This is a genomic window from Bosea sp. F3-2 (assembly GCF_008253865.1).
Taxonomy (GTDB): Bacteria; Pseudomonadota; Alphaproteobacteria; order Rhizobiales; family Beijerinckiaceae; genus Allobosea.
The window spans coordinates 3811392-3832556 of sequence record NZ_CP042331.1 but is presented as its reverse complement, the minus strand read 5'-3'; the positions used below and the strand labels follow the sequence as shown (position 1 = coordinate 3832556).

Genomic DNA, 21165 nt, shown 5'->3' with positions numbered 1-21165 from the left:
CTGTCCAGTCTAAGATAGTCACGCGGTATCGGAGCGTCCAGTCTTATGAAGCGGTTTGTTCTCCTCGTCGTGGTCGCGGCTCTCGCCGGCGGCGGCTATTACGCCTACCGCAACCAGCGCGCCGGCTCGCAGCAGGCCCAGGCCAGCGCCGTTTCGGGGCCGCGTGCCGTACCGGTGGAAGTCGCTGCCGTCGAGTTGATGACCGTCAATGAGGAGGTCGAGGCGCTCGGCACGCTCGCCGCCGATGAATCCGTGGTCATCGCTCCCGAGATCGCCGGCCGCGTCGTCGCTCTCGGCTTCAAGGAGGGTGAGCGCGTCAAGGCCGGGCAGGATCTGGTCAAGCTCGACACCGCCATCCTCGACGCCGAGCTCAAGCAGGCGCTGGCCGATCTCGGCCTGGCGCGCGACACCAATGAGCGGCTGAAGTCGCTGGTGCAGCGCGGCTCGGGCACGCAGGTCGCGGTCGAAGAGTCGACGGCGAAACTCGCGTCCAGCGAGGCCCGCGTGCAGCTCGCCAAGGCCAAGCTCGCGCAATCGACCATCGTCGCGCCGTTCAACGGCGTCGTCGGCCTGCGCTCGGTCGGCGTCGGCGATTACGTCTCGGTCGGAAAGCCGCTGATCGTGCTGACCAGCATCGATCCGATCAAGGTCGATTTCCGGGTGCCCGAAATCTATCTGAGCCGCGTCAAGGTCGGTCAACCCGTCCAGGTGCGCGTCGACGCCGTTCCGGACCGGACCTTCACCGGTCAGATCTTCGCAATCGACCCGGTCGTCGACGTCAACGGCCGCGCGATCCGCCTGCGCGCCAACGTCCCGAACGCCGATCTTGCCCTGAAGCCCGGCCTGTTCGCCCGGCTGTCGATCACGATCGACCGGCGCGAGAACGCTATCGTCGTCCCCGAGATGGCGGTGGTGCCTGATGGTATCGGCAAGATCATCTACGTGGCCGAGAACGGCAAGGCGCGCCGGGTCGCGGTCGAGCTTGGCAAGCGGCTGCCCGGCAAGGTCGAGGTGGTCGGCGGGCTGAAGCCCGGCATGCAGATCATCACCGCTGGTCAGATGCGGCTGCGCGACGGCAGCACCATCTCCGTCAAGGAAAAGCCCGTCCAGACGAGCCAGCTCTGATGAGTCTCTTCGAACTCTTCGTCCGCAGGCCCGTCCTCTCGACGGTGCTGAGCCTGCTGGTGATGCTGATCGGCATCGTCAGCTATGGCCGCCTCACGGTCCGCGAATACCCGAACATCGACGAGCCGATCGTCTCGGTGCAGACGATCTATCGCGGCGCCTCGGCCGAGATTATCGAGACCCAGGTCACGCAGATCCTGGAGAATTCGATCGCCGGCATCGAGGGTATCGAGATCATCTCCTCGGCCAGCCGCCAGGAGCGCAGCCAGATTTCGGTGCGCTTCCGGCCCGACGTCGATCCCGATGTCGCAGCCTCGGATGTGCGCGACCGCGTCAGCCGCGTGCGCGGGCGCATGCCGGAAGAGATCGACGAGCCGATCATCGCCAAGGTCGAGGCGGATTCACAGCCGATCCTCTACCTGTCGCTGACCAGCACGCGGCATAGCCCGCTCGAATTGACCGACTTCGCCGACCGCTTCATCGCCGAGCGCGTCCAGAACATCACCGGCGTCGCCGAGGTTCGCATCCTCGGCCAGCGCCAATATGCGATGCGCATCTGGCTCGATCGCTCGCGCCTGTCCGCCTACAACGTCACGGTCCAGGAGATCGAGGCGGCGGTTCGCGCCCAGAACATCGAGATTCCATCGGGCCGGATCGAGAGCAGCGACCGCGAGTTCACCGTGCTGTCGCAGACCGGTCTGGTCACGCCGGACCAGTTCCGCGAGATCGTGGTGAAGGATGCCGCCGGCTTCCCCATCAAGCTGAAGGACCTGGCGCGCGTCGAGCTCGGCGCGCTCGAGGAGCGCAACGCGGCCTGGTTCAAGGGCTCGCCCTCCGTGACGGTCGGTATCGTCAAGCAGGCGACTGCGAACCCGCTCGACGTCTCGTCCGGCGTGCGTGCGGCCCTGCCGGGCATCATCGAGGATCTGCCCGACGGCATGTCGATCGCGATCTCCTATGACAGCTCGATCTTCATCGACCGTTCGATCAAGGCGGTGTTCCAGACGATCCTCGAGGCGATCGTCCTCGTCGTGCTGATCATCTTCGTCTTCCTGCGCTCGCTCAGGGCGACGCTGATTCCGCTGGTGACGATCCCCGTCTCGCTGATCGGCTCCTTCGCGCTGATGTATGCGTTCGGCTTCACCGTCAACACGCTGACGCTGCTCTCGATGGTGCTCGCCATCGGCCTCGTCGTCGACGACGCCATCGTGGTGCTGGAGAACGTTCACCGCCATATCGAGGACGGCATGGAGCCGAACAAGGCGGCGATCCGTGGCATCAACGAGATCGCCTTCGCGGTGGTGGCGATGACGCTGACGCTGGTCGCGGTCTATGCGCCGATGGCGTTCTCGACCGGCCGCACCGGCAAGCTCTTCATCGAGTTCGCGCTCACGCTCGCCGGCGCGGTCTTGGTCTCCGGTTTCGTCGCGCTGACGCTGACGCCGATGATGTGCGCCAAGCTCCTGCGCCACCATGACAAGCATAGCTGGCTGTACAACGTGCTGGAGCGTGGCTTCGAGGGGCTGTCGCGAGGCTACAAGGCTTCGCTGCGTGCGGCGCTCACCGTGCGCCCGCTCATCGTCCTGCTCGCGGTTGGCGTCGCCGGCGGCGGCTATTACTTCTTCACGCATCTGCGCTCGGAGCTGGCGCCGGTCGAGGATCGCGGCACGATCAACGTGATCGGCGTTGCGCCGGAAGGGGCGACCATGTCCTTCACGGCGAGCTACGCCCGGCGGGTCGAGGAATATTTCAGCAAGATCCAGGAAGTGGAGACCTATCTCGTTATCGTCGGCTTCCCCGACGTGACGCGAGCGATCGCCATTGCCCGGCTCAAGCCGTGGGAGGAGCGTGAGCGCAAGCAGCAGGATCTCGTCGCCGAGATTACCCGCGAGCTCGCGCAGATCCCCGGCATCCGCCTCTTCGCCAACAACCCGCCCTCGCTCGGCCAGGGCAACGCCAACAGCAAGCCGGTGGAGTTCGTCCTGCGCTCCTCGGAGAGCTATGCGCAGCTCAAGAGCTATGTCGACCAGCTGATGCGGGACGTCGCCGACTCTCCGGCGCTCTCGAACGTCGAGACGAACCTCATTCTCGACAAACCGCAGATCCGGGTCACGATCGATCGGCAGCGCGCGGCCGACCTCGGCGTCGGCGTCGATGTCATCGGTCGCACCATGGAGACGCTGCTCGGCGGGCGCCAGGTCACGCGCTTCAACATGAACAGCAAGCAGTATGACGTGATGCTGCAGGTCGCCGGTTCGGAGCGCAGCACGCCGCAGGCGTTGCAATCGATCTATCTGATGGGCCGCAGCGGCGCGGTGGTGCAGCTGTCGAGCCTGGTCAGGATCGAGGAGACCGTCGCGCCCAAGGAACTGGTCCGCTTCAACCAGCTGCGCTCGGCCACGATCACGGCGCTGCCCGCGCCCGGCTATTCGCTCGGCGATGCGCTCAAGGTGCTGGAGGACGCGACTGCCCGCGTGCTGCCATCCTCGGTCCAGATCGACTATTCCGGTCAGAGCCGCGAGTTCAAGCAATCGGGCGCGAGCATCTTCCTCGTCTTCCTGCTGGCGCTCGGCTTCATCTATCTGGTGCTGGCGGCGCAGTTCGAGAGCTTCGTCGATCCGATCGTGATCATGGTCTCGGTGCCGCTTTCGCTCACCGGCGCGCTCGCCGCGCTCTACTACACCGGCGGGACGATGAACGTGTACAGCCAGATCGGCCTGATCACGCTGGTCGGCCTCATCACCAAGCACGGCATCCTGATCCTGGAGTTCACCAACCAACTGCGCGAGGAGGGCAAGGAGATGATCGATGCCCTCGTCGAGGCGGCGGAGCTGCGCCTGCGCCCGATCCTGATGACCACCGGCGCGATGGTGCTCGGCGCCGTGCCGCTCGCCATCGCCCATGGTGCGGGCGCGGAAAGCCGTTCGCAGATCGGCTGGGTCATCGTCGGCGGCATGACCTTCGGCACGCTGCTGACGCTCTATGTGGTGCCGGTCGCCTACAGCTACCTGGCCCGCAAGATCCATGGCTCCCGTCATGGCGCGCATGAAGAGGCGCATGGGGCGCACCCGCATCCGGCGGAGTAGTTGGTGAGCCGTGCGCTTCTCCTTCTCCCCTTGCGGGAAAAGGTGGCAGCGCGAAGCGCTGACGGATGAGGGGTCGCGCGACACTTCTCGTCATTGCGAGGAGCGAAGCGACGAAGCAATCCAGGGGGACTAGGTCGAACGCTTTGCCCAGTCCCCCTGGATTGCTTCGCTGCGCTCGCAATGACGATTCAGGACAGTGCGACCCCTCATCCGCCCCTGCGGGGCACCTTCTCCCGCATCAAAGTCGGCTGTTGCCGACTTTGACACCTTAAGATTGCCCATCTCGGGCAAGCCCGAGATGGGTGGGAGAAGGGAAGCGGCCGGCCGAGCCCAAACTTATCCCCGCCCCTGCTCCCCATGCCTATGCTGCGCGCGTCCCATCCGACCGAGGGGCTTCGCGAGGCATCGTGGGGGGATGGGATTGCGGGCTTCGCGTCCCGGACCGTTGCGGGTCCGTCAGGCGCGGAGGTGCCGACTTCGTCCGGGCCCAACAGGCAGGCCCGCTCCTTCGCCGGAACCCAGAACGAAGCGGAACCCCCAGATACCCGTGCGCGGAGCCGAACGGCGCGAGCATGTTCCGCAAAAGTGGAAACCACTTTTGCGATCAGAACATGCTCAAAAGCTTAGCGCGAATTCTTGACGCCCAGCCGAGATCGGCTGGGCGGAAAGCGCGCGTCGTCGCTGTTCGACATCTCGACATCGACTCGACATCGGCGCACGCAGCCGTCGACTGCGAACGCCGCAAGGCTCCGCGCATCCCTCGGACGCCTAAAGCCCGAAAACCCCGCAGGCCAGGCCTGGACGGGGCTTTCGGTGCGCTCATCATGAAGAGCGCGGGGAACCCCTCTCCTGTAAGGAGAGGGGCAGGGGTGAGGTGTAGGCTATTCAACCAGCAGGGCGTCACGGTGCCACTGCAGCGACCACCTCACGGCAAATTCGGTTAGCGGCCTACCCCTCACCCTGCCCTCTCCCTCCGGGAGAGGGTTCCCCGCGCTGTCTGGAATTGCGTGGTGTTCATGGATTCCTGGGCTCGCGCCTCTGGCGCGCGCGGAGTGTCTGTTGACGGCTGCTACTGCAGCCTGACGGACACGCTCTCGCTCGCTCCGGTGCCGTCGATCACGGAAATCCGCAGGAAGCCCTTGCCCGGCGGTTGCCATTGCGTCTCGCGCCGGCGCTGCGGCGCGGTCACCGGCGTTCCGTCGACCAGCCAGGTATAGGGTGGCGAGCCGCCGGCGGCCTTGAGGTTGAGCTGACCCCTGCCGTCGAGGGCGGCGGCGGAGAGGTCGATGCGCGCGCCGTCCGGCGGGAAGGCGAGCTTCAGCGTCGGCGTCGTCATCGCGGTCACGGTCTTGGGCACGTCCTGCCTGAGATGCCTGAGCGGCGGCGGCAGATGGCCGGTGCTGGCGACGATCGCATCCGCCGGCTGCGTGAAGGGGCGCGGGTCGATGCCGAGCCGGGCGAAAGCGTCGAACAGGATCGGCGCCGCGACGGTGCGCCCGACGAGGCCGGGCACGGCGCCATTATCGGCCCGGCCGACCCAGACGCCGATCGTATGCTTGCGGTCGAAACCGACGGCCCAGGCGTCGCGATAGCCATAGGACGTGCCGGTCTTGTAGGCGATCCGGCCGGGCACCGCGTTGAGCGGCGGCGGTGCGCCGAGCAGGGTGTCGGCGACGTACCAGGCCGCGACCGGATCGACGAGGCGCGGGGCCGGGCCGGCCCGCGCCACCTGCTGCCGGAAGCGCAGCGGGACGAGCTCGCCGCCGCGGGCCAGCCCGACATAGGCGCGCGTCAGGTCCTGCAAGGTGATGCCGAGTCCGCCCAGCCCGACAGCGAGGCCGGGCGCACCGCTCTCCTTCGGCATGGCGATGGCGACGCCGGCATCGCGCAATCGCGAGATGAAGCGCTGCGGGCCGAGCGCCGAAAGCAGCTCCACCGCCGGTACGTTGAGCGAGAGCTGCAAGGCCTTGCGGGCGCTGACCATGCCCTGGAAGGTCATGTCGAAATTCTCGGGGATGTAGATGCCGTAGCGCGCCGGCCGATCCTCCAGCATCGTCTCGGGATGGGCGATGCCATTGTCGAAGGCGAGGGCGTAGATGAAGGGCTTCAGGGCAGAGCCGGGCGAGCGCAGCGCCCGCGTCAGGTCGAGCGAACCCGCCCGCTCGGCCGCGAAATAGTCGACGCCGCCGACCGAGGCGCGGACCTCGCCTGTCTCATTGTCGACGGCGAGGATGGCGATCGAGACCTGCGGCGCTAGCCCCAGGCTGCGTTCGCGCGCGAGCCCTTCGAGGGGAGCTTGCAGCCGCGCGTCGAGCGAGAGCTTCTGGACGCGTTGGGCCGGCGCCTCCGCCACGGCCTGTTCGGCGACATGTGGGCTTAAGTTTGGGAACGGACGCCGTGCGGTCGGGATCGGCTCGGCGCGGGCGGCGGCGACCTCGTCGCTTGTGGCGAGGCCGGCCTGCTCGACCCGCTCCAGCACACGCGCGCGCGCCTTGCGGGCGGCATCCGTGAAGCGGTCAGGCCGGCGCGTCTCGGGCGATTGCGGCAGGGCGACGAGCAGCGCCGCCTCGGCCGTCGAGAGCCGCTTCGGCTCCTTGCCGAAATAGGCGAAGCTCGCGGCGCGGACGCCTTCGAGATTGCCGCCGAAGGGGGCCAGCGTCAGATAGAGGTCGAGGATGCCAGCCTTGTCGAAGCGTCGCTCCAGCTCGATGGCACGCACGGCCTGCCGCAGCTTGGCGGAAAGCGTGCGTTCCTCGCGCGGTTCGAGCAGGCGAGCGACTTGCATGGTCAGCGTCGAGCCGCCGGAGACGATGCGGCCATTGGCGAGCATCTGGCCGGCGGCACGCAGCAGCCCGAGCGGGTCGATGCCGCGATGGTCGTCGAAGCGCTTGTCCTCGAAGGCCTTGAGCATGGCGAGGTAGCGCGGGTCGACGTCCTCGCTGGTGACCGGCAGCTTCCAGCGGCCATCGGCGGTCAGGAAGGGGCGCAGCAGCCGACCCTCGCGGTCGAGCACGACGGTCGAGCGGTCGGCGGCGGCGGAGAGGTCGAGCGGGGGAAGGGCACGCGCGTAGAGGGTGAGGGCGGCGGTTGCCGCCAGCACGACTGTGCCGGCCACCGCAGCGACGTGTCTGAGTTTGCGCCACCCCTCCCCCTTGTGGGGAGGGGCAGGGGTGGGGGGCGCAAAGGCGGGCTCGTCGTTTGCCGTTTCGGCGCTTGGTTGATCCCGCATCTTCTCCGTTGATCGCTCGCACGGCGTCGCGCCCCCCACCCCCAACCCCTCCCCACGAGGGGGAGGGGAGGCCGCCGCGCCCGTCCTTTCCGATTGCGCACTCACGACATCACCGCGTCGACGTAATCTCCACCGCGCCGAAGCCCGTCCGGCCGAACCGGTCGGGCCGGTACATGTCCTCGATCACGGCGGCGGGGGAGACATAGCGGCCGGGCGAGACCGCTCGCGCGATATAGGCGACGGTGTAGGAGAGCTTGTCGCTCTTCGAGCCCGAGCGCTCGAAGGCGGCGACGAAGCGGTCGTCGCGCGACTCGGTATGCACAGGCGAAACCTCCTGCTTCAGCCAGTCGAGCCCGGCGACCGAGGCGCCCTCGGTCAGCTTGGCGTTCTCGATCTCGAGCCCGGCCGGAACGGGATCGACCAGCAGCAGCCGGCCGTAGCGCGGCGCGCCTTCGGTCACGGTCAGCGCCACGACATAGCGCTCGTTCTGGCGCAGACGGGCGGGATCGGCCTTCTCGCCGCTCATCGTGTAGATGACGCGCTCCAGCCCAAAACCCTGGTTCAGCGCCGGCTCCGGTGCGGTCGGGATGCCCGCGACGGTGATGACCGCCTGCGCGCTCGCCGCGCTTGGATTGGCGATGGTCAGCGGCTTCGCCTCCAGCGCCTCGGCGGAGAGCGTGCGGTAGAGGGCGCCCTTGCGGGCGGCGCCATCGACCGTCAGCGTCATGCCCTCGGCGTCCTTGGCCATGGCCTGGGCTGCCAGCACCATCCACATCTGCTCCTGCGTCGAGGTGTAGCTGTAGCGGGCGCTGTTGCGCGTGGCGTCGAGGACCGAGACGGCGCGGGTGATGTCGGCCCGCTCGCCATTCGCCTCGGCGATCAGCGCGAGCACGCCGGCGCCGTCGCGCAGGCGCGAGCCGTAATCCGGCCGCGACAGCCCGTCATCGCTCGCCTGCTGCAAGAGCCCGAGCGCGCTGGTGAAGGCGGCGCGGCCGCGGCCGCGATCGCCCAGCGCCGCAAGCGCCGCGCCGATCTGGGCGCGGGCGAGCGGCGTCGCGAAATCGCCGAGCTTGTTGTCGGCGAGATAGCGCAGATCGCCCATCACCGGCCGGCCGTTGCGGGCGAGCACATAGAGCGCATAGGCGATGCCGGCCGCCTCCTCCCTGTTGATCTCGCTGGTGTTGACGACCTGGTTGCGCAGGCGGTCGAGCGCGAGGTTGAAGGCGATCTGCGGCACCGCGACCTGCTTCTCGCGGGCTCGCGTCAGGAAGTCGGTGACGAAGGCGTCGAGCCAGAGATCCTCGCCGCCGACGCCCCAGAGCCCGAAGGAGCCGTTGCCGCCCTGGCGGGCGAGCACCCGCTCGATCGCGTTCTGAACGCGCTCATCGGCCTTGTCGTCGAGGGCAAGCTGCTCCAGCGAGGCGAGCTGGTTGACCGCGAGCAGCGGCAGTGCGCGCGAGACCGTCTGCTCGGTGCAGCCATAGGGGTAGCGGTCGAGCGCCTTGAGCAGAGCGGGCACGTCGAGCGAGGCGAAGGGCGAGACGGTGACCGAGACCTGCCCTGAATTCGGCACGAGATCGGCGAGCAGGTCGGAGGAGACGGTGATCGCCCCGCCATTGCCGGGGATGGCGCGGACGATGCGGCGCGCGATCGTCGCAGCCGAGGGCTGAACGCGCACGGCGAGGTTCTGCACCGTGCCGATGCCGTTCGGTCCCGAAACGCGCACGTCGAATTCGGCGCGGCCGAGGCCGGCGGCGGTGACCGGGATCGTCATCTGAGACTTGGCACCGGCGCCAAGCTGCATGGTGCGGCGCGTGGCGTCGGCGGCGACGAGCACCGGGCCCCTCACGTCGAGATCGACGGTGTAGGCGCCGGCGGGCCCCTCGACATTGTCGAGCTGGAGATGGAAGCGCGACTGGTCGCCGATGGCGAGGAAGCGCGGCAAGGTCGCCTGTGCGACGATCTGGTCGCGCACGATCACATCGGCGCTGGCCTGGCCGGTGCGTCCGGCCGACCAGGCGACGCCCATCACGCGCACGGAGCCGTTGAAGGCTGGCAGCTCGAACGCGACCTTGGCGGTACCGTCCGGCCCGACCTTGACCACGCCGGAATAGCGGGCGAGCGGCTCCTGCGTCGGCTTTTCGCCCTCCATCTGGGGCGCGCCGTCGCCGCCGGTGCGGATCGCGCCGCGCGTGCCCTGCATGCCGTCGATCAGATAGCCGTAGAGGTCACGCAATTCATGGCCGAGCTGGCGCTGGCCGAAGTAGAATCGGCTCGGGTCCGGGCTCTCGTAGCGGGTCAGGTTGAGGATGCCGACATCGACGGCGGCTAGCGTGACGAAGGCGTCCTCGCCCGGCTTCATGCCGGTGACTTTGACCGGCAGCGTGAGCGTCGAGAGCGGGCGCACCAGCTGCGGCGCGCCGAGATCAAGCGCCAGCGTGCGCTGTTCCTTGCCGATCTGGAACCAGGAGAGGCCGATGGCGCGGCCGGGCAGGCGCTTGGCGGCGGCGTCCATCGGGCGATGGGCGAGGACGACGAGATAGGCGCTGGCGCCCCATTCCGCCTTCACCGGGATTGAGGCGGTGGTGCCCCCATCGGCGATGTCGATGGTGCGGATATCCGCCACCTTGTCGGTGACGACGGCGAGCGTCGCCTTGCCGGCGAAGCGAGGGGATAGGCGGACCTGCAGGCTCTCGCCATCGGCATAGCTGGCCTTGTCGAGCGCGACGTCGAGGACGTCCGGCGTATCGGCGGTCTTGTCGCTCTCATAGCCGACACTGAAGGAGACCGAGGTCTCGGCCGCCTCAACGCCGTCGGAGGTCACGTCGAGCCGGTAATTGCCCCATTCGACGGGTGCGGCGATTTTCGCGCCGGCGGCTTCCACCACCGCGATCTCGCCATCGGCGACGCGGCGGGTGGTCTTCACGCCCTCATAGTTCCAGCGGCCGTCCTGGAAGAACCACTGGTAGTTGCGGCGCACCTTGGACAGCACCCATTTCACGCCGGGACGGCTGATGCGCTTGCCGTCGCCGGTCGCCATGATGACTTCGAAATTGGCGGTCTGGCCGTTGCCGAGATCGCCCTCCCTGAACAGCTTCTTCACGCCGATGGCGGCGCCCTTGGGCACGATCGGCAGGGTGACCGAGCGGGCGATGGCGCGCCCGCCGGGCTCGCCGACGCGCACGGTCATCTCGACTTCGAGCGGGCGGTTGGTGTCGGGCTGCTGCACGGGGTTGGAGATCACCGCCTTGCCGGCGGCGTCGGTGGTGGCGCTCTCCTCGAACTCGCTCTGGACCGGCTCGAAGGCCTCGTCGGTGAGGCCGACCTGATAGTCCTTGAAGCCGGGGATGGCGCTGGCGCCCGCGGCGCGGATCGTCATCGAGCCGGTGACGTCGAGCTCCGAGCCCGGCGCGCCATAGAGATAGCGGGCGGCGACATTGAGCTCCGCCGGCTCGCCGGCCTGCAGCAGCGGTGTCTTGGGCGAAAGCGTCAGCTCCAGCCGCTCGGGCACATAGTCCTCGACGAGGAAGGAGGTCTCGCCGATCGCCTGCCCCTTCGGGTCGGAATAGGCAAGCACGCGCCAGGTGCCCGTCGCGGCGCCCGAGATCAGCGGGATAGAATGGGCGCGTCCGCCCGCACCCTGATCCTCGACCTGGCGGCGGCGATATTCGACGCCGTCAGGCCGCTTGACGACGATGGTGAGCGGCAGACCGGTGATGGCCGCGCCCTTGGCGTCGCGCAGCAAGCTGGTGAGATAGACCGTCTCGCCCGAGCGGTAGACGCCGCGCTCGGTGTAGAGGAAGGCGTCGAGCCCGCTGGGGGCGACGCGGCCCTTCACGCCGCGGTCGGAGAGATCGAAGGCGGTCTGCTTCAGGTCGAGGAAGCCGTAATCCTCGGCGAGCGCGGCGGTGACGAGACCGGGCGCGTTGCCGCCCTGGCCCTTGGCGAGCCCGGCATCAAAGCGGGCATAGCCGTTGCCGTCGGTCTTGGCCGTGCCCAGCACCTCGTTGTTGCGGGCGATCAGGCGCAGCTCCGCATTGGCGACGGGCTTGGCGTCGGCGAGCGAGCGGGCGAGCACATGCACGCCGTCGGCGCCGGTGAACGAGGTCAGCCCGAGATCGGAGACGACAAACCATTGCGTCGCTCGCGTCGAGCCGTCGTCATAGGAATCGCTGTCGTCGCCGGAGGGCTGGGCGGCGGCGGGGCCACCCGCGGGCTTGGCGAACATCACATAGACGCCGGGCTTGAGCGCGCCCACGGCCTCACCGACCGGGAAGGCGGTGACGACGTCCTGGTTGAGTTCGGTCTTCACGTCCATCGTGCCGGTCCAGACTGTCTGGCCCTTGTCGCTCGAAATCTGCTTGGCGGAATAGGAGCCGAGCTGGCCGAGGAAATCCTCGGAATGGACGGAGTTGATCAGGTTGCGGTCGCCGATGCGCATGACCTCGAGGTCGAGCTTGCCGGTGTTGACCGAGACGACCGGGATGCCCTGCTGGCCGATGCGCGGCAGCACGTAGTTCTTGCCGGTGAAGCGCACGGAGGGCGTGCGGTCGCGGACATAGATCTCGTAATCGGCCGATTTCAGCAGCGTCTCGTCGGGGATGGCGGACGGCACGCCCTGGCGGATGACGACGGCGTAGCGCTCGCCATGCTTGAGGCCGTCGACGCAGATCTGGCGGTCCTCGGCGCTGACGGCGAAATCACCCTTGCCGCCGGAGATCGCGACATAGGGCGCGAAATCGACGCGGCCGCGCGCCAGGGCTTCCGAGAATTCGAAGCAGGCGCGCGGTGAGGCCGCGTCGGAGTCGGTCTTGTTCGAGATCAGCCGGAAACCGCGCTTCTCGCGCAGGCTCTCATAGGCGCTTTGCAGCGAGGCATTGGCGGCAAGGTCGAGGCTGAGGCGATAGGTGGTCAGCGCCGGGCGCCAGAGCTCGTTCTTTTCGAAGGTCTGGGCGAGCACGCCGAGCGAGGCTGCCTCGTCATTCCGGGTGGTGGCGCGCTGATAGGCGAGATAGGCGGCGGCGATGGCCCGCTCGCGCAGCTCCCAGCGCTCGCGATAGTCGCGCGGCTCGATGGCGTTGGCGGCGCGCGCCATCAGGCGCCAGCCGGCGGCATTGCTGGAATCCGCGACGATCGCCGCATTGGCCTGGGGCAGGGCGGCGCGGGCATCGCCGCGGCCGAGCGCGATCTCGCCGGCGCGGACTGCGTCAGGGGCGGAGCGATTCCCGGCGGCGACCTCGCGCTTCAGCCGCTCCTCCAGCCGCTGCCCGTCGGCGAGCAGGTCGTTGCGGACATAGGCCTTCTGGGCGAAGGCGGGCACGGCGGTGAGGGCGAGGCAGAGGGTGAGCGCGAGACGGGAAAGCAGGGTCATCGTCGATCCTCTTGGCAGGCAGCCGGTCCCGTCAGCGTTGCGCAGCGCAGCCACGAGCCGATGACATGCGGGACGGAGCCGGCAGGCTATCACCGCGCCGCGGGCATTCAAGTCATCCAAATGCAGGGCGCGCGAGCCACCACCCTTGAGATCGGATCGGTCTGCAACGCGGGTCATCCCGGACGAAGCGAAGCGGAGATCCGGGATCCATGCCTGAACCTTGATCGGAAACGCTCCGGCATGGATCCCGGGTCTCCCTTCGGTCGCCCGGGATGACCTGCGCCTGAATGTCATCTCCCGGTTGCGGCGCGGCGCGTTCTGACGCTCAATGCAGCCGCTTCGCCCGCCTTCGAGGACGAGACCTATGCTGCGCGCCCGTTTCCACCGACCGCAAATCCGGCAAGTCCGTACTGCCGCACTGGTGTTGGCACTGCTGGCGGCGCCAGTGGCGGCCGCGCAGGCACAGGCTCCCACGGCTGGCCCGAGCCCGCAGATGGCGGCGGCGCAGGCGAGCTTCGAGGCACTGCCCGAGGCCGAGCGCAAGGCGATCCAGAGCGACCTGATCTGGGCCGGCCAGTTCAACGGCGCGGTCAGCGGCGCCTATGGCCCTCTGACCTTCCGGGCGATCAATGCCTTCAAGGGCGCACGCGGGCCGGCCGACGGGCTATTGCCGCCGGCCGAGCGGACGGCGCTGGCCAGGGCGGCGCAGGCGGCGCGTGATGCCGCCGGCTTCCGCGTCCTCGCCGACGAGAAGACCGGCGTGCAGATCGGCATCCCGACGAAGCTCCTGCCGCGGCGCGATGCGACGCCTGCCGGCGGCAGCCGCTGGCAGAGCGCCGACGAGAAGGTCACGCTCGATACCTCCGCCTCGCCGCCGGGCGAGGATCTCGCCGCGATCTTCGAGAAGGCGACCGCCGTCAACCCGAACAATCCCGGCCGCAAGATCACCTACAAGCTGCTCCGGCCGGATTTCTTTGTCGTCACCGGCGAGACGCCGACCGGGCGCTTCTATCGCCGGCTATCGGCCGGGCCGCAGGGGCTGAGAGGCTTCTCGATCGGCTACGACAAGGCTCTGGCGCCGACGGTCGACAAGCTGGTCATCGCCATCGCCGCGAGCTTCGATCCCTTCCCGACCGGGCCGGTCCCCACAGCGCCCTCGGCCGTCGCCGGTGCGGCCAGCCCGCAACCCGGACTGTCGCCGCCGCTCGCGCCTGCGGCGCGCAGCAACGAGCGCTACGGCGTCGCGCTCGCGCTCAACGAGCGGACGGCCCTGAGCGCTGCGTCTGCCGTCGACGCCTGTCGCAGCCTGCGCGCCGGCAATCGCGGTGCCAAGCTGCGCCTGAAGGACGATGCGAGCGGGCTCGTCCTGCTCGATCTCGACGGCACGGGCGCCGCGAAGCCGATCGGCCTGCGCGCCGAGGCGCCGCGCGCCGATGAGGCGCTGGTGCTGGTCGCATATGGCAACGATGCCGGCAAAAGGGTTGCCGTGGCGCTGCCGGGGCAGAGTGTGCAGGCTGGCGGCAAGCCGGCGCTGCGGGCGCCCTTGCAGCCGGGGCAGGCGGGCGCACCCGCTTTCGACCGGCAGGGGCGTCTGGTCGGGATCGTCACCGACAACCCCTCGGACAAGGTCCTGATCGCCGGCGTCGCGCCGCAGCGCAGCTACGCGCTCGCCGCCGCCGCCGCCATCCAGGCGATGCTCGGCAAGGCGGGGGCTTCGCTGCCACCGGCTGCGGCCGGGTCCGATCTCAGCACCGGCGCGGTGGTCGAGCAGGTATCGGGCAGTGTGTTGCCCATCATCTGCGGTCTGTAGCACCCGACAAAATCGGAGGTTGTCACCCGCCGCGCGATCGGCTCAGATGACCCGTCGGACCAAGGGAGCCCCGTCATGGACGAGGAGCGCCCGGACACTAAATCGATTTAGCGGAGGAGATTGGGAATGAGTGATTTCATCAACAGGCGTCGTGTGCTCAAGGGCGCGGCCGCGGCCGGCGCTGCGAGCCTGATCGCGGCGCCCGCCATCGCGCAGGCGAATTATCCCTCGCGGCCGATCACCATGATCTGCCCCTGGGGCGCGGGCGGCGGCACGGACGCCACCGCGCGCATCGTCGCGCAGCTTCTGGAGAAGGATCTCGGCCAACCGGTCAACGTCGTCAACCGCACGGGCGGTTCGGGCGTGGTCGGCCATTCGGCAATCGCGACGGCGGCGCCGGACGGCTACAATATCGGCATGCTGACGGTCGAGATCGCGATGATGCACCATCAGGGCCTGACCGAGCTGACGCCGTCGAGCTATGTGCCGCTCGCGCTGATGAACGAGGACCCGCCGGGCGTGCAGGTCTCGGCCTCCGGCCCCTACAAGGACATCAAGGCGCTGGCCGATGCGATCAAGGCGGCGCCTCGCGGCAAGCTCAAGGCTTCCGGCACCGGCCAGGGCGGCATCTGGCATCTCGCCTTGATTGGCTGGCTCGTTTCCATGGGGCTGAAGCCTGATCATGTCGCCTGGGTGCCGTCGAATGGCGCGGCACCTGCGATGCAGGATCTCGCCGCCGGCGGCCTCGACATCGTCACCTGCTCGGTGCCTGAAGGCCGGGCGATGATCGATGCTGGCAAGGCGAAATCGCTGGCGATCATGGCGAGCGCGCGCAACCCGCAGTTCAAGGACGTGCCGACGCTGAACGAGACGCTCGGCATCAACTATTCGATCGGCGCCTGGCGTGGCATCGGTGCGCCGAAGGGCTTGCCAGCCGAGCTGCAGGCCAAGCTGACGGCCTCGCTGAAGAAGGCCTTCGAGTCGAAGGAATACCAGGACTTCATGAACTCCCGCGGCTTCGGCATGAAGTTCGCGGACGGGCCGGGCTTCGCGTCCTTCATGGCCGAGAGCGACAAGTCGATGGCCTCCGCCATGAAGGCGGCAGGGCTCGCCAAGGGCTAAACGGCACGGAACTTCTAGCGCCGGGAGCAAACAGCTCCCGGCGTTTTCGTCTCATCACCTTCGATCATCCGAGGAGGTTGCCCCTTGCAACTGTCCGACCGCATTTCCGGCTCCGCTCTCGCCGCGTTGGGGGCCGTCGCCTACTTCTACGGTTCCAGGCTGCCGCCGGTTCCCGGCCAGCAGATCGGTCCTTCCGCCTTTCCCATGGTGGTCGGCACCGGGCTCGTCATCTGCGGCGGGCTGATCGTCTTCGGCATCGGCCGCCATTTCGAGGAAGTCGCCGAGGCTGATGTCGTCAGCCATGCGGCGCCCGAGGAACTCGCGCCGCTGCCGGCCTGGCGCAACTGGCTGGCCCTGTTGCCGCCGGCACTGCTCGCCTTCTACGCGCTGGTCTCGGAGACGCTCGGCTTCCTGCCGACCGCGGCGATCATGGTGCTCGTCGCCAGCCTTGCCTTCGGCGCGAAGCCGAAGCTCGCGGTGCCGCTCGCGATCATCGCGCCCTTCGCGATCAACCTGATCTTCCTGAAGCTGCTGCGCGTGCCGTTGCCCGGCGGCATCCTGCCCTTCCCCTGGTGAGCGAGGCCTGACGATGGACACCGTCATCAAGGCCTTCGGGCTCGTCTTGCAGTTCGACGTCATGGTCGCGATCGTCGCTTCGGCCTTCTACGGGCTGACCGTCGGTGCGCTGCCCGGCCTCTCCGCCACGATGGCGACGGCGCTGCTCGTGCCCGTCACCTTCTATCTCTCGCCGATCGCGGCGGTGGCGACGATCATCACGGCCTCGGCGATGGCGATCTTCTCCGGCGATATTCCCGGCTGCCTCCTGCGCATCCCTGGCACGCCGGCTTCCGCCGCCTATACCGATGAAGCCTATGCGATGACGCGCAAGGGCCAGGCGGAAACGGCGCTCGGCATCTGTCTCTGGTTCTCGGCGCTCGGCGGCATCGCCGGCACGCTCTCGCTGATGCTGATCGCGCCGCTCTTGGCGGAGATGGCGCTGTCCTTCTCGACCTATGAGAACTTCTGGCTCGCCATGCTCGGCCTGATGTGCTCGACGCTGGTGGCGCGGTCATCGCCGATCAAGGCGATCGCGGCGATGCTGCTTGGCCTGCTGATCACCTGCATCGGCATCGACAACCCCGGCGGCGTCGCGCGCTTCACCTTCGGCTCCACCGACCTGCTCGGCGGCATCGAGCCGATTCCGGCGCTGGTCGGCGTCTTCGCTTTGGCTGAAGTGATGCGGGCAATGACCGAGCGCGAGCCGCCGAAGATCGAGAGCCGCAGGCTCGGCTCGATCCTCAAGGGCCAGTGGCAGCTCACCAAGGAATATCCCAAGCAGCAGACGCGCGGGAACATCGTCGGCATCATCATCGGCGTGTTGCCCGGCGCCGGCGCCGACATGGCGGCCTGGGTCAGCTACGCCATGGCCAAGCGCTTCTCGAAGACGCCGGAGAAATTCGGCACCGGCCATCCGGAAGGGCTGATCGAGGCCGGCGCCTCCAACAACGCCTCGCTCGCCTCGGGCTGGGTGCCGGCGCTGCTCTTCGGCATTCCCGGCGACACCATCACCGCCATCGCCATCGGCGTGCTCTACATGAAGGGGCTGAATCCCGGGCCGACGCTGTTCACCCAGCAGGCCGAGAGCATGTACGCGCTCTACATCATCTTCATCCTCGGCAACATCATCATGATTCCTTTCGGCATCATCATGATCCGGCTGGCGAGCCGCATCGTCGGGGCGCCGCGCTCGGCCGTGATGCCGGTGATCATGATCTTCTGCGCCGTGGGTGCCTTCGCTACGGCGGGCAACAACCTGTTCGCGGTCTGGTGCGTCGCCTTCTTCGGCGTGTTCGGCTTCGTGATGGAGAAGAACGGCTATCCGGTCGCGGCGATGGTGCTCGGCATCGTCATGGGCACGATGGTCGAGCAGAGCTTCGTCACCTCGCTGATCAAATCGGACGGCTCGGTGCTGCCCTTCTTCGACCGGCCGGTCTCCTCGGTGCTGGCGGCGATGACCTTCGCGGCGCTGCTCTGGCCGGTGTTCTCCTGGACGCGCGACTGGCTGAGAGGCCGAGGCCGGGCGGTGGCGGCCTGACAGGGTGTCATTCCGGGTCATGCCGCAGGCATGAGCCCGGAACCCATGAACTAGACGCTGATCCAGATGTCGTCATGCTCGCCCTTGTGGCGAGCATCCACGTCTTGAACACGGACTTCCACCAGCGAAGACGTGGATGGTCGGGACAAGCCCGACCATGACGGAAGTGTCGTGTTCATGGGTTCCAGGCTCGCCGCTGTGCGGCGCCCCGGAATGACGAAGGGGTCTATTTCTTCAAAAACGCCGCGAAGGCGGCCATGGCCTCCGGCGAGCGCAGGCGCTCGCCGAAGTGGCGCGCTTCGGTCGCGATGGTTTCCGCGACCGCTTCGGCCGAGCCGCGCTTCAACAGCATCTTGGTGAGCGCGAGCGATTCCGGTGGGAGAGCCGCCAGCGCCTTGGCCTTGGCGAGGCCAGCTTCCAGCGCCGTGCCGTCCTCGACCACGGCGTTGATGAGGCCGGCGGCCGCGGCCGCCTCGGCATTGAAGGCCTCGCCCAGCATGAGCAGCTCCGCCGCCTTCTTGGAGCCCGCGGCCAGCGGCAGCAGGTGGCTCGACCCGCCCTCGGGCGAGAGGCCGAGCGTGACGAAGGGCAGGCGGAAGGTCGCGGAGCGGGCGGCGAAGGCGAGGTCGCAATGCAGCAGCATCGTCGTGCCGATGCCGACGGCGAAGCCTTCGACGGCCGCGACGATCGGCTTCCTGGCGGTCGAGATCACCTCGAGGAAGTCGATGGCGACGCGCGGGCCTTCGCCGGCAGCGGCGGCGATGGCGAAATCCTTGATATCGTTGCCGCTGGTGAAGCAGCCGCCAGCACCCGTCAACAGGATGGCGCGGACCGAGGCATCCGTCTCGGCGGCGGCGATCGCCGCGATCAGCCCGGCATAGCTCGCCCGGTCGAGCGCGTTCTTGCGGTCCGGCCGGTTCATGGTGATCTGCACGACGCCAGCCGCGACGTTTTCGCTCAGCACTTCGCTCATCGGTCCGCTCCTGATTGCCCTGCCGGGATGGCATGGGCCTTCGCGCAGGGTCAAGCAAGCCGGGATGAGCCTTTCGTCGCCGCCCTGCGCTTGACATCGCGCCGGCCGGGTTCTCCCTAACCATATGGACGCCTTCGCTGCCTTGGCTAGCGAGTCGGGGCGCGTGGAACGGGATTGCGGAGGCCGTCGATGACGAAGGTTCAACTGGAGGTTCACGGCCGGGTCGCGGTTGCCACCATCGATAATCCGCCGGTCAATGCGCTCGGTGCAGCGGTGCGTGAGGGGCTCGCGGCGGCGATCGAGCGCGCCAATGCCGATGCCGCCGTCAAGGCGATCGTGATCGCCTCTGCCGGCAAGGCCTTCATCGCCGGCGCCGACATCAGCGAGTTCGGCAAGCCGCCGGCGCCGCCACTGCTGCCCGATCTGCTCGATGCCATCGAGGCCTCGGTCAAGCCGGTCGTTGCGGCGATCCAGGGCGTGGCGCTCGGCGGCGGGCTGGAGGTCGCGCTCGCCTGCCATGGCCGCGTCGCGCTGCCGGCCGCGAAGCTCGGCGTGCCCGAGATCAAGCTCGGCCTCATCCCCGGCGCCGGCGGCACGCAGCGCCTGCCGCGGCTGATCGGGGCGGCGAAGGCTTTCCCAATGATGCTGTCCGGCGAGCCGATCTCGGCAGGGCAGGGGCTCGACTACGGGCTGCTCGACGAGGTTGTCTCCAGCGATGTCGTCACCGCGGCGATCAGGCTGGCCGAAGGGCTGGCTGCCGAAGGGCGCCGTCCGGTCACGAGCGCCGATGACGACCGCCTGACGGAGGCAGACCGCGAAGCCTTCGAAGCGCAGGCCAGGGATGCGCTGAAGAAGGCCGACGGCATGCCGAACGTGCCGGCGCTGGTCGAGGCGGTCCGTAGTGCCTTCGCCCTGCCCTTCGCGGAAGGCTTGGGCGTTGAGCGCCAGCTCTTCCTCTCGTTGATCGCCGATGAGCGCTCGAAGGCGCTGCGCCATGTTTTCTTCGCCGAGCGAGAGGTCGCGAAGGTGCCGGGCATCGGCCCGGAGGTGAAGCCGCGCGAGATCGCCAGTGCCGCGGTGATCGGCGCCGGCACGATGGGCGGTGGCATCGCCATGTGCTTCGCCAATGCCGGCATCCCGGTGACGCTGATCGAGACCGCGCAGGCGGCGCTCGACAACGGCATCAATCGGATCAGCGCGATCTACGACATCTCGGTCTCGCGCGGCTCGCTGACGCCGGAGGCGAAGGCCCGGCGCATGGCGCTGATCAGGCCGGCCGTCGGCCTCGCGGCTGCGGCCGGCGCCGATATCGTCGTCGAGGCCGCCTTCGAGGAGATGGGCGTCAAGCAGCAGATCTTCGGCGAGCTCGACAAGATCGCGAAGCCCGGCGCCATCCTTGCCAGCAACACCTCCTATCTCGACGTGCCCACCATCGCGGCGGCGACGAAGCGTCCGCAGGACGTGCTCGGCATGCATTTCTTCAGCCCGGCCAACGTCATGAAGCTGCTCGAAGTGGTGCGGCCGAAGGGCGTGGCGGATGATGCGGTCGCGACCGCCGTCGCGCTTGGACGCAAGCTCGGCAAGGTGCCTGTCGTGGTCGGCAACGGCTTCGGCTTCGTCGGCAATCGCATGCTGGAGCAGCGCACCCGCGCCGCCGAGCGGCTGCTGATCGCCGGTGCCCTGCCGCATGAGGTCGATGCCGCGCTCGTCGGCTTCGGCTTCAAGATGGGCCCCTTCGCCATGGCCGACCTCGCCGGCAACGATATCGGCTGGCGCTCACGCAAGGCGCGAGGCCTGAAGGCACCGGTGGCGGATGCGATCTGCGAGGCCGGCTGGTTCGGCCAGAAGACCGGCCGCGGCTATTACCTCTACCCGCAGGGCGCGCGCGCCGGGCAGCGCTGCCCGGAGGTCGAGGCGCTGATCGCCCGCATCTCGGCCGAACAGGGCGTGACGCGGCGCAGCTTCACCCAGGAGGAAATCCTGGCGCGGCTGCTCGACCCGATGGTCAACGAGGGCGCGCGCATCCTGGAAGAGGGCATCGCGGCGCGGCCGGGCGACATCGATATCGTCTGGATCAACGGTTACAACTGGCCGGCCTGGCGGGGCGGGCCGATGTTCTGGGCCGATACGGTGGGGCTCGACGTCATCGCGAAGCGGCTGGAGGCGCAGGCGGCGGAGATTGGCGACAAGGCGCTGGAGCCGGCGCCGTTGCTGAAGCGACTCGCCGCCGAGGGCAAGGGATTTGCGAGCCTGAAGGGCTGAAGTTAGCCTACCCACAACCCGCGTTGTCATCCCGACCGCAGCGGAGCGGAGCGCCGGGATCCATCATAGAGCGGCGAGCCTTATGATGGATC

The 21165-nt window shown here is 68.4% G+C and carries 10 protein-coding genes; 7 read left to right on the top strand and 3 right to left on the bottom strand.

The annotated features are described in order from the left end of the window. Positions 1-45 precede the first annotated feature (45 nt). Together FQV39_RS17575 and FQV39_RS17570 are read left to right on the top strand one after the other, a co-directional pair. Entirely contained in the window at positions 46-1125 is a 1080-nt protein-coding gene (locus tag FQV39_RS17575; RefSeq protein ID WP_149131464.1) for an efflux RND transporter periplasmic adaptor subunit, read from the top strand. After that, complete coding sequence (locus FQV39_RS17570) at positions 1125-4211, top strand: efflux RND transporter permease subunit (protein ID WP_149131463.1); 3087 nt, start codon at positions 1125-1127, stop codon at positions 4209-4211. Before FQV39_RS17575 ends, FQV39_RS17570 begins: the two co-directional genes overlap by 1 nt. Positions 4212-5280: 1069 nt before the next feature. Here FQV39_RS17570 and pbpC read toward each other — a convergent pair. Both pbpC and FQV39_RS17560 read right to left on the bottom strand, forming a co-directional pair. After that, positions 5281-7440, bottom strand: a complete 2160-nt coding sequence (gene pbpC, locus FQV39_RS17565) for a penicillin-binding protein 1C (RefSeq protein WP_149131462.1) — start codon at positions 7438-7440, stop codon at positions 5281-5283. Between the two features lie 109 nt (positions 7441-7549). Next, positions 7550-12811 (bottom strand): alpha-2-macroglobulin family protein, encoded by a 5262-nt coding sequence (locus tag FQV39_RS17560; RefSeq protein WP_149131461.1) that lies wholly within the window; start codon positions 12809-12811, stop codon positions 7550-7552. 364 nt (positions 12812-13175) lie between these two features. Here FQV39_RS17560 and FQV39_RS17555 point away from each other — a divergent pair, with 364 nt between their 5' ends. The 4 genes from FQV39_RS17555 (at position 13176) to FQV39_RS17540 (ending at position 17838) form a co-directional block, all read left to right on the top strand. Further along, positions 13176-14621 (top strand): serine protease family protein, encoded by a 1446-nt coding sequence (locus FQV39_RS17555; RefSeq protein ID WP_149131460.1) that lies wholly within the window; start codon positions 13176-13178, stop codon positions 14619-14621. A gap of 126 nt (positions 14622-14747) precedes the next feature. Continuing rightward, positions 14748-15743, top strand: a complete 996-nt coding sequence (locus tag FQV39_RS17550) for a tripartite tricarboxylate transporter substrate binding protein (RefSeq protein WP_149131459.1) — start codon at positions 14748-14750, stop codon at positions 15741-15743. Positions 15744-15827: 84 nt separating this feature from the next. Further along, entirely contained in the window at positions 15828-16319 is a 492-nt protein-coding gene (locus FQV39_RS17545; RefSeq protein WP_149131458.1) for a tripartite tricarboxylate transporter TctB family protein, read from the top strand. Positions 16320-16380: 61 nt separating this feature from the next. Further along, positions 16381-17838 (top strand): tripartite tricarboxylate transporter permease, encoded by a 1458-nt coding sequence (locus FQV39_RS17540; RefSeq protein ID WP_472840650.1) that lies wholly within the window; start codon positions 16381-16383, stop codon positions 17836-17838. 226 nt (positions 17839-18064) lie between these two features. Here FQV39_RS17540 and FQV39_RS17535 read toward each other — a convergent pair whose 3' ends face one another. Beyond that, the gene (locus FQV39_RS17535; RefSeq protein ID WP_149131456.1) at positions 18065-18811 is read right to left on the bottom strand and encodes an enoyl-CoA hydratase-related protein; all 747 of its coding nucleotides are present in this window, start codon (positions 18809-18811) and stop codon (positions 18065-18067) included. 189 nt (positions 18812-19000) lie between these two features. Between FQV39_RS17535 and FQV39_RS17530 the strand changes: the two genes are divergently transcribed. Beyond that, positions 19001-21073, top strand: coding sequence for a 3-hydroxyacyl-CoA dehydrogenase NAD-binding domain-containing protein (locus tag FQV39_RS17530; RefSeq protein ID WP_149131455.1), 2073 nt, complete (start codon positions 19001-19003; stop codon positions 21071-21073). Positions 21074-21165 lie beyond the last annotated feature (92 nt).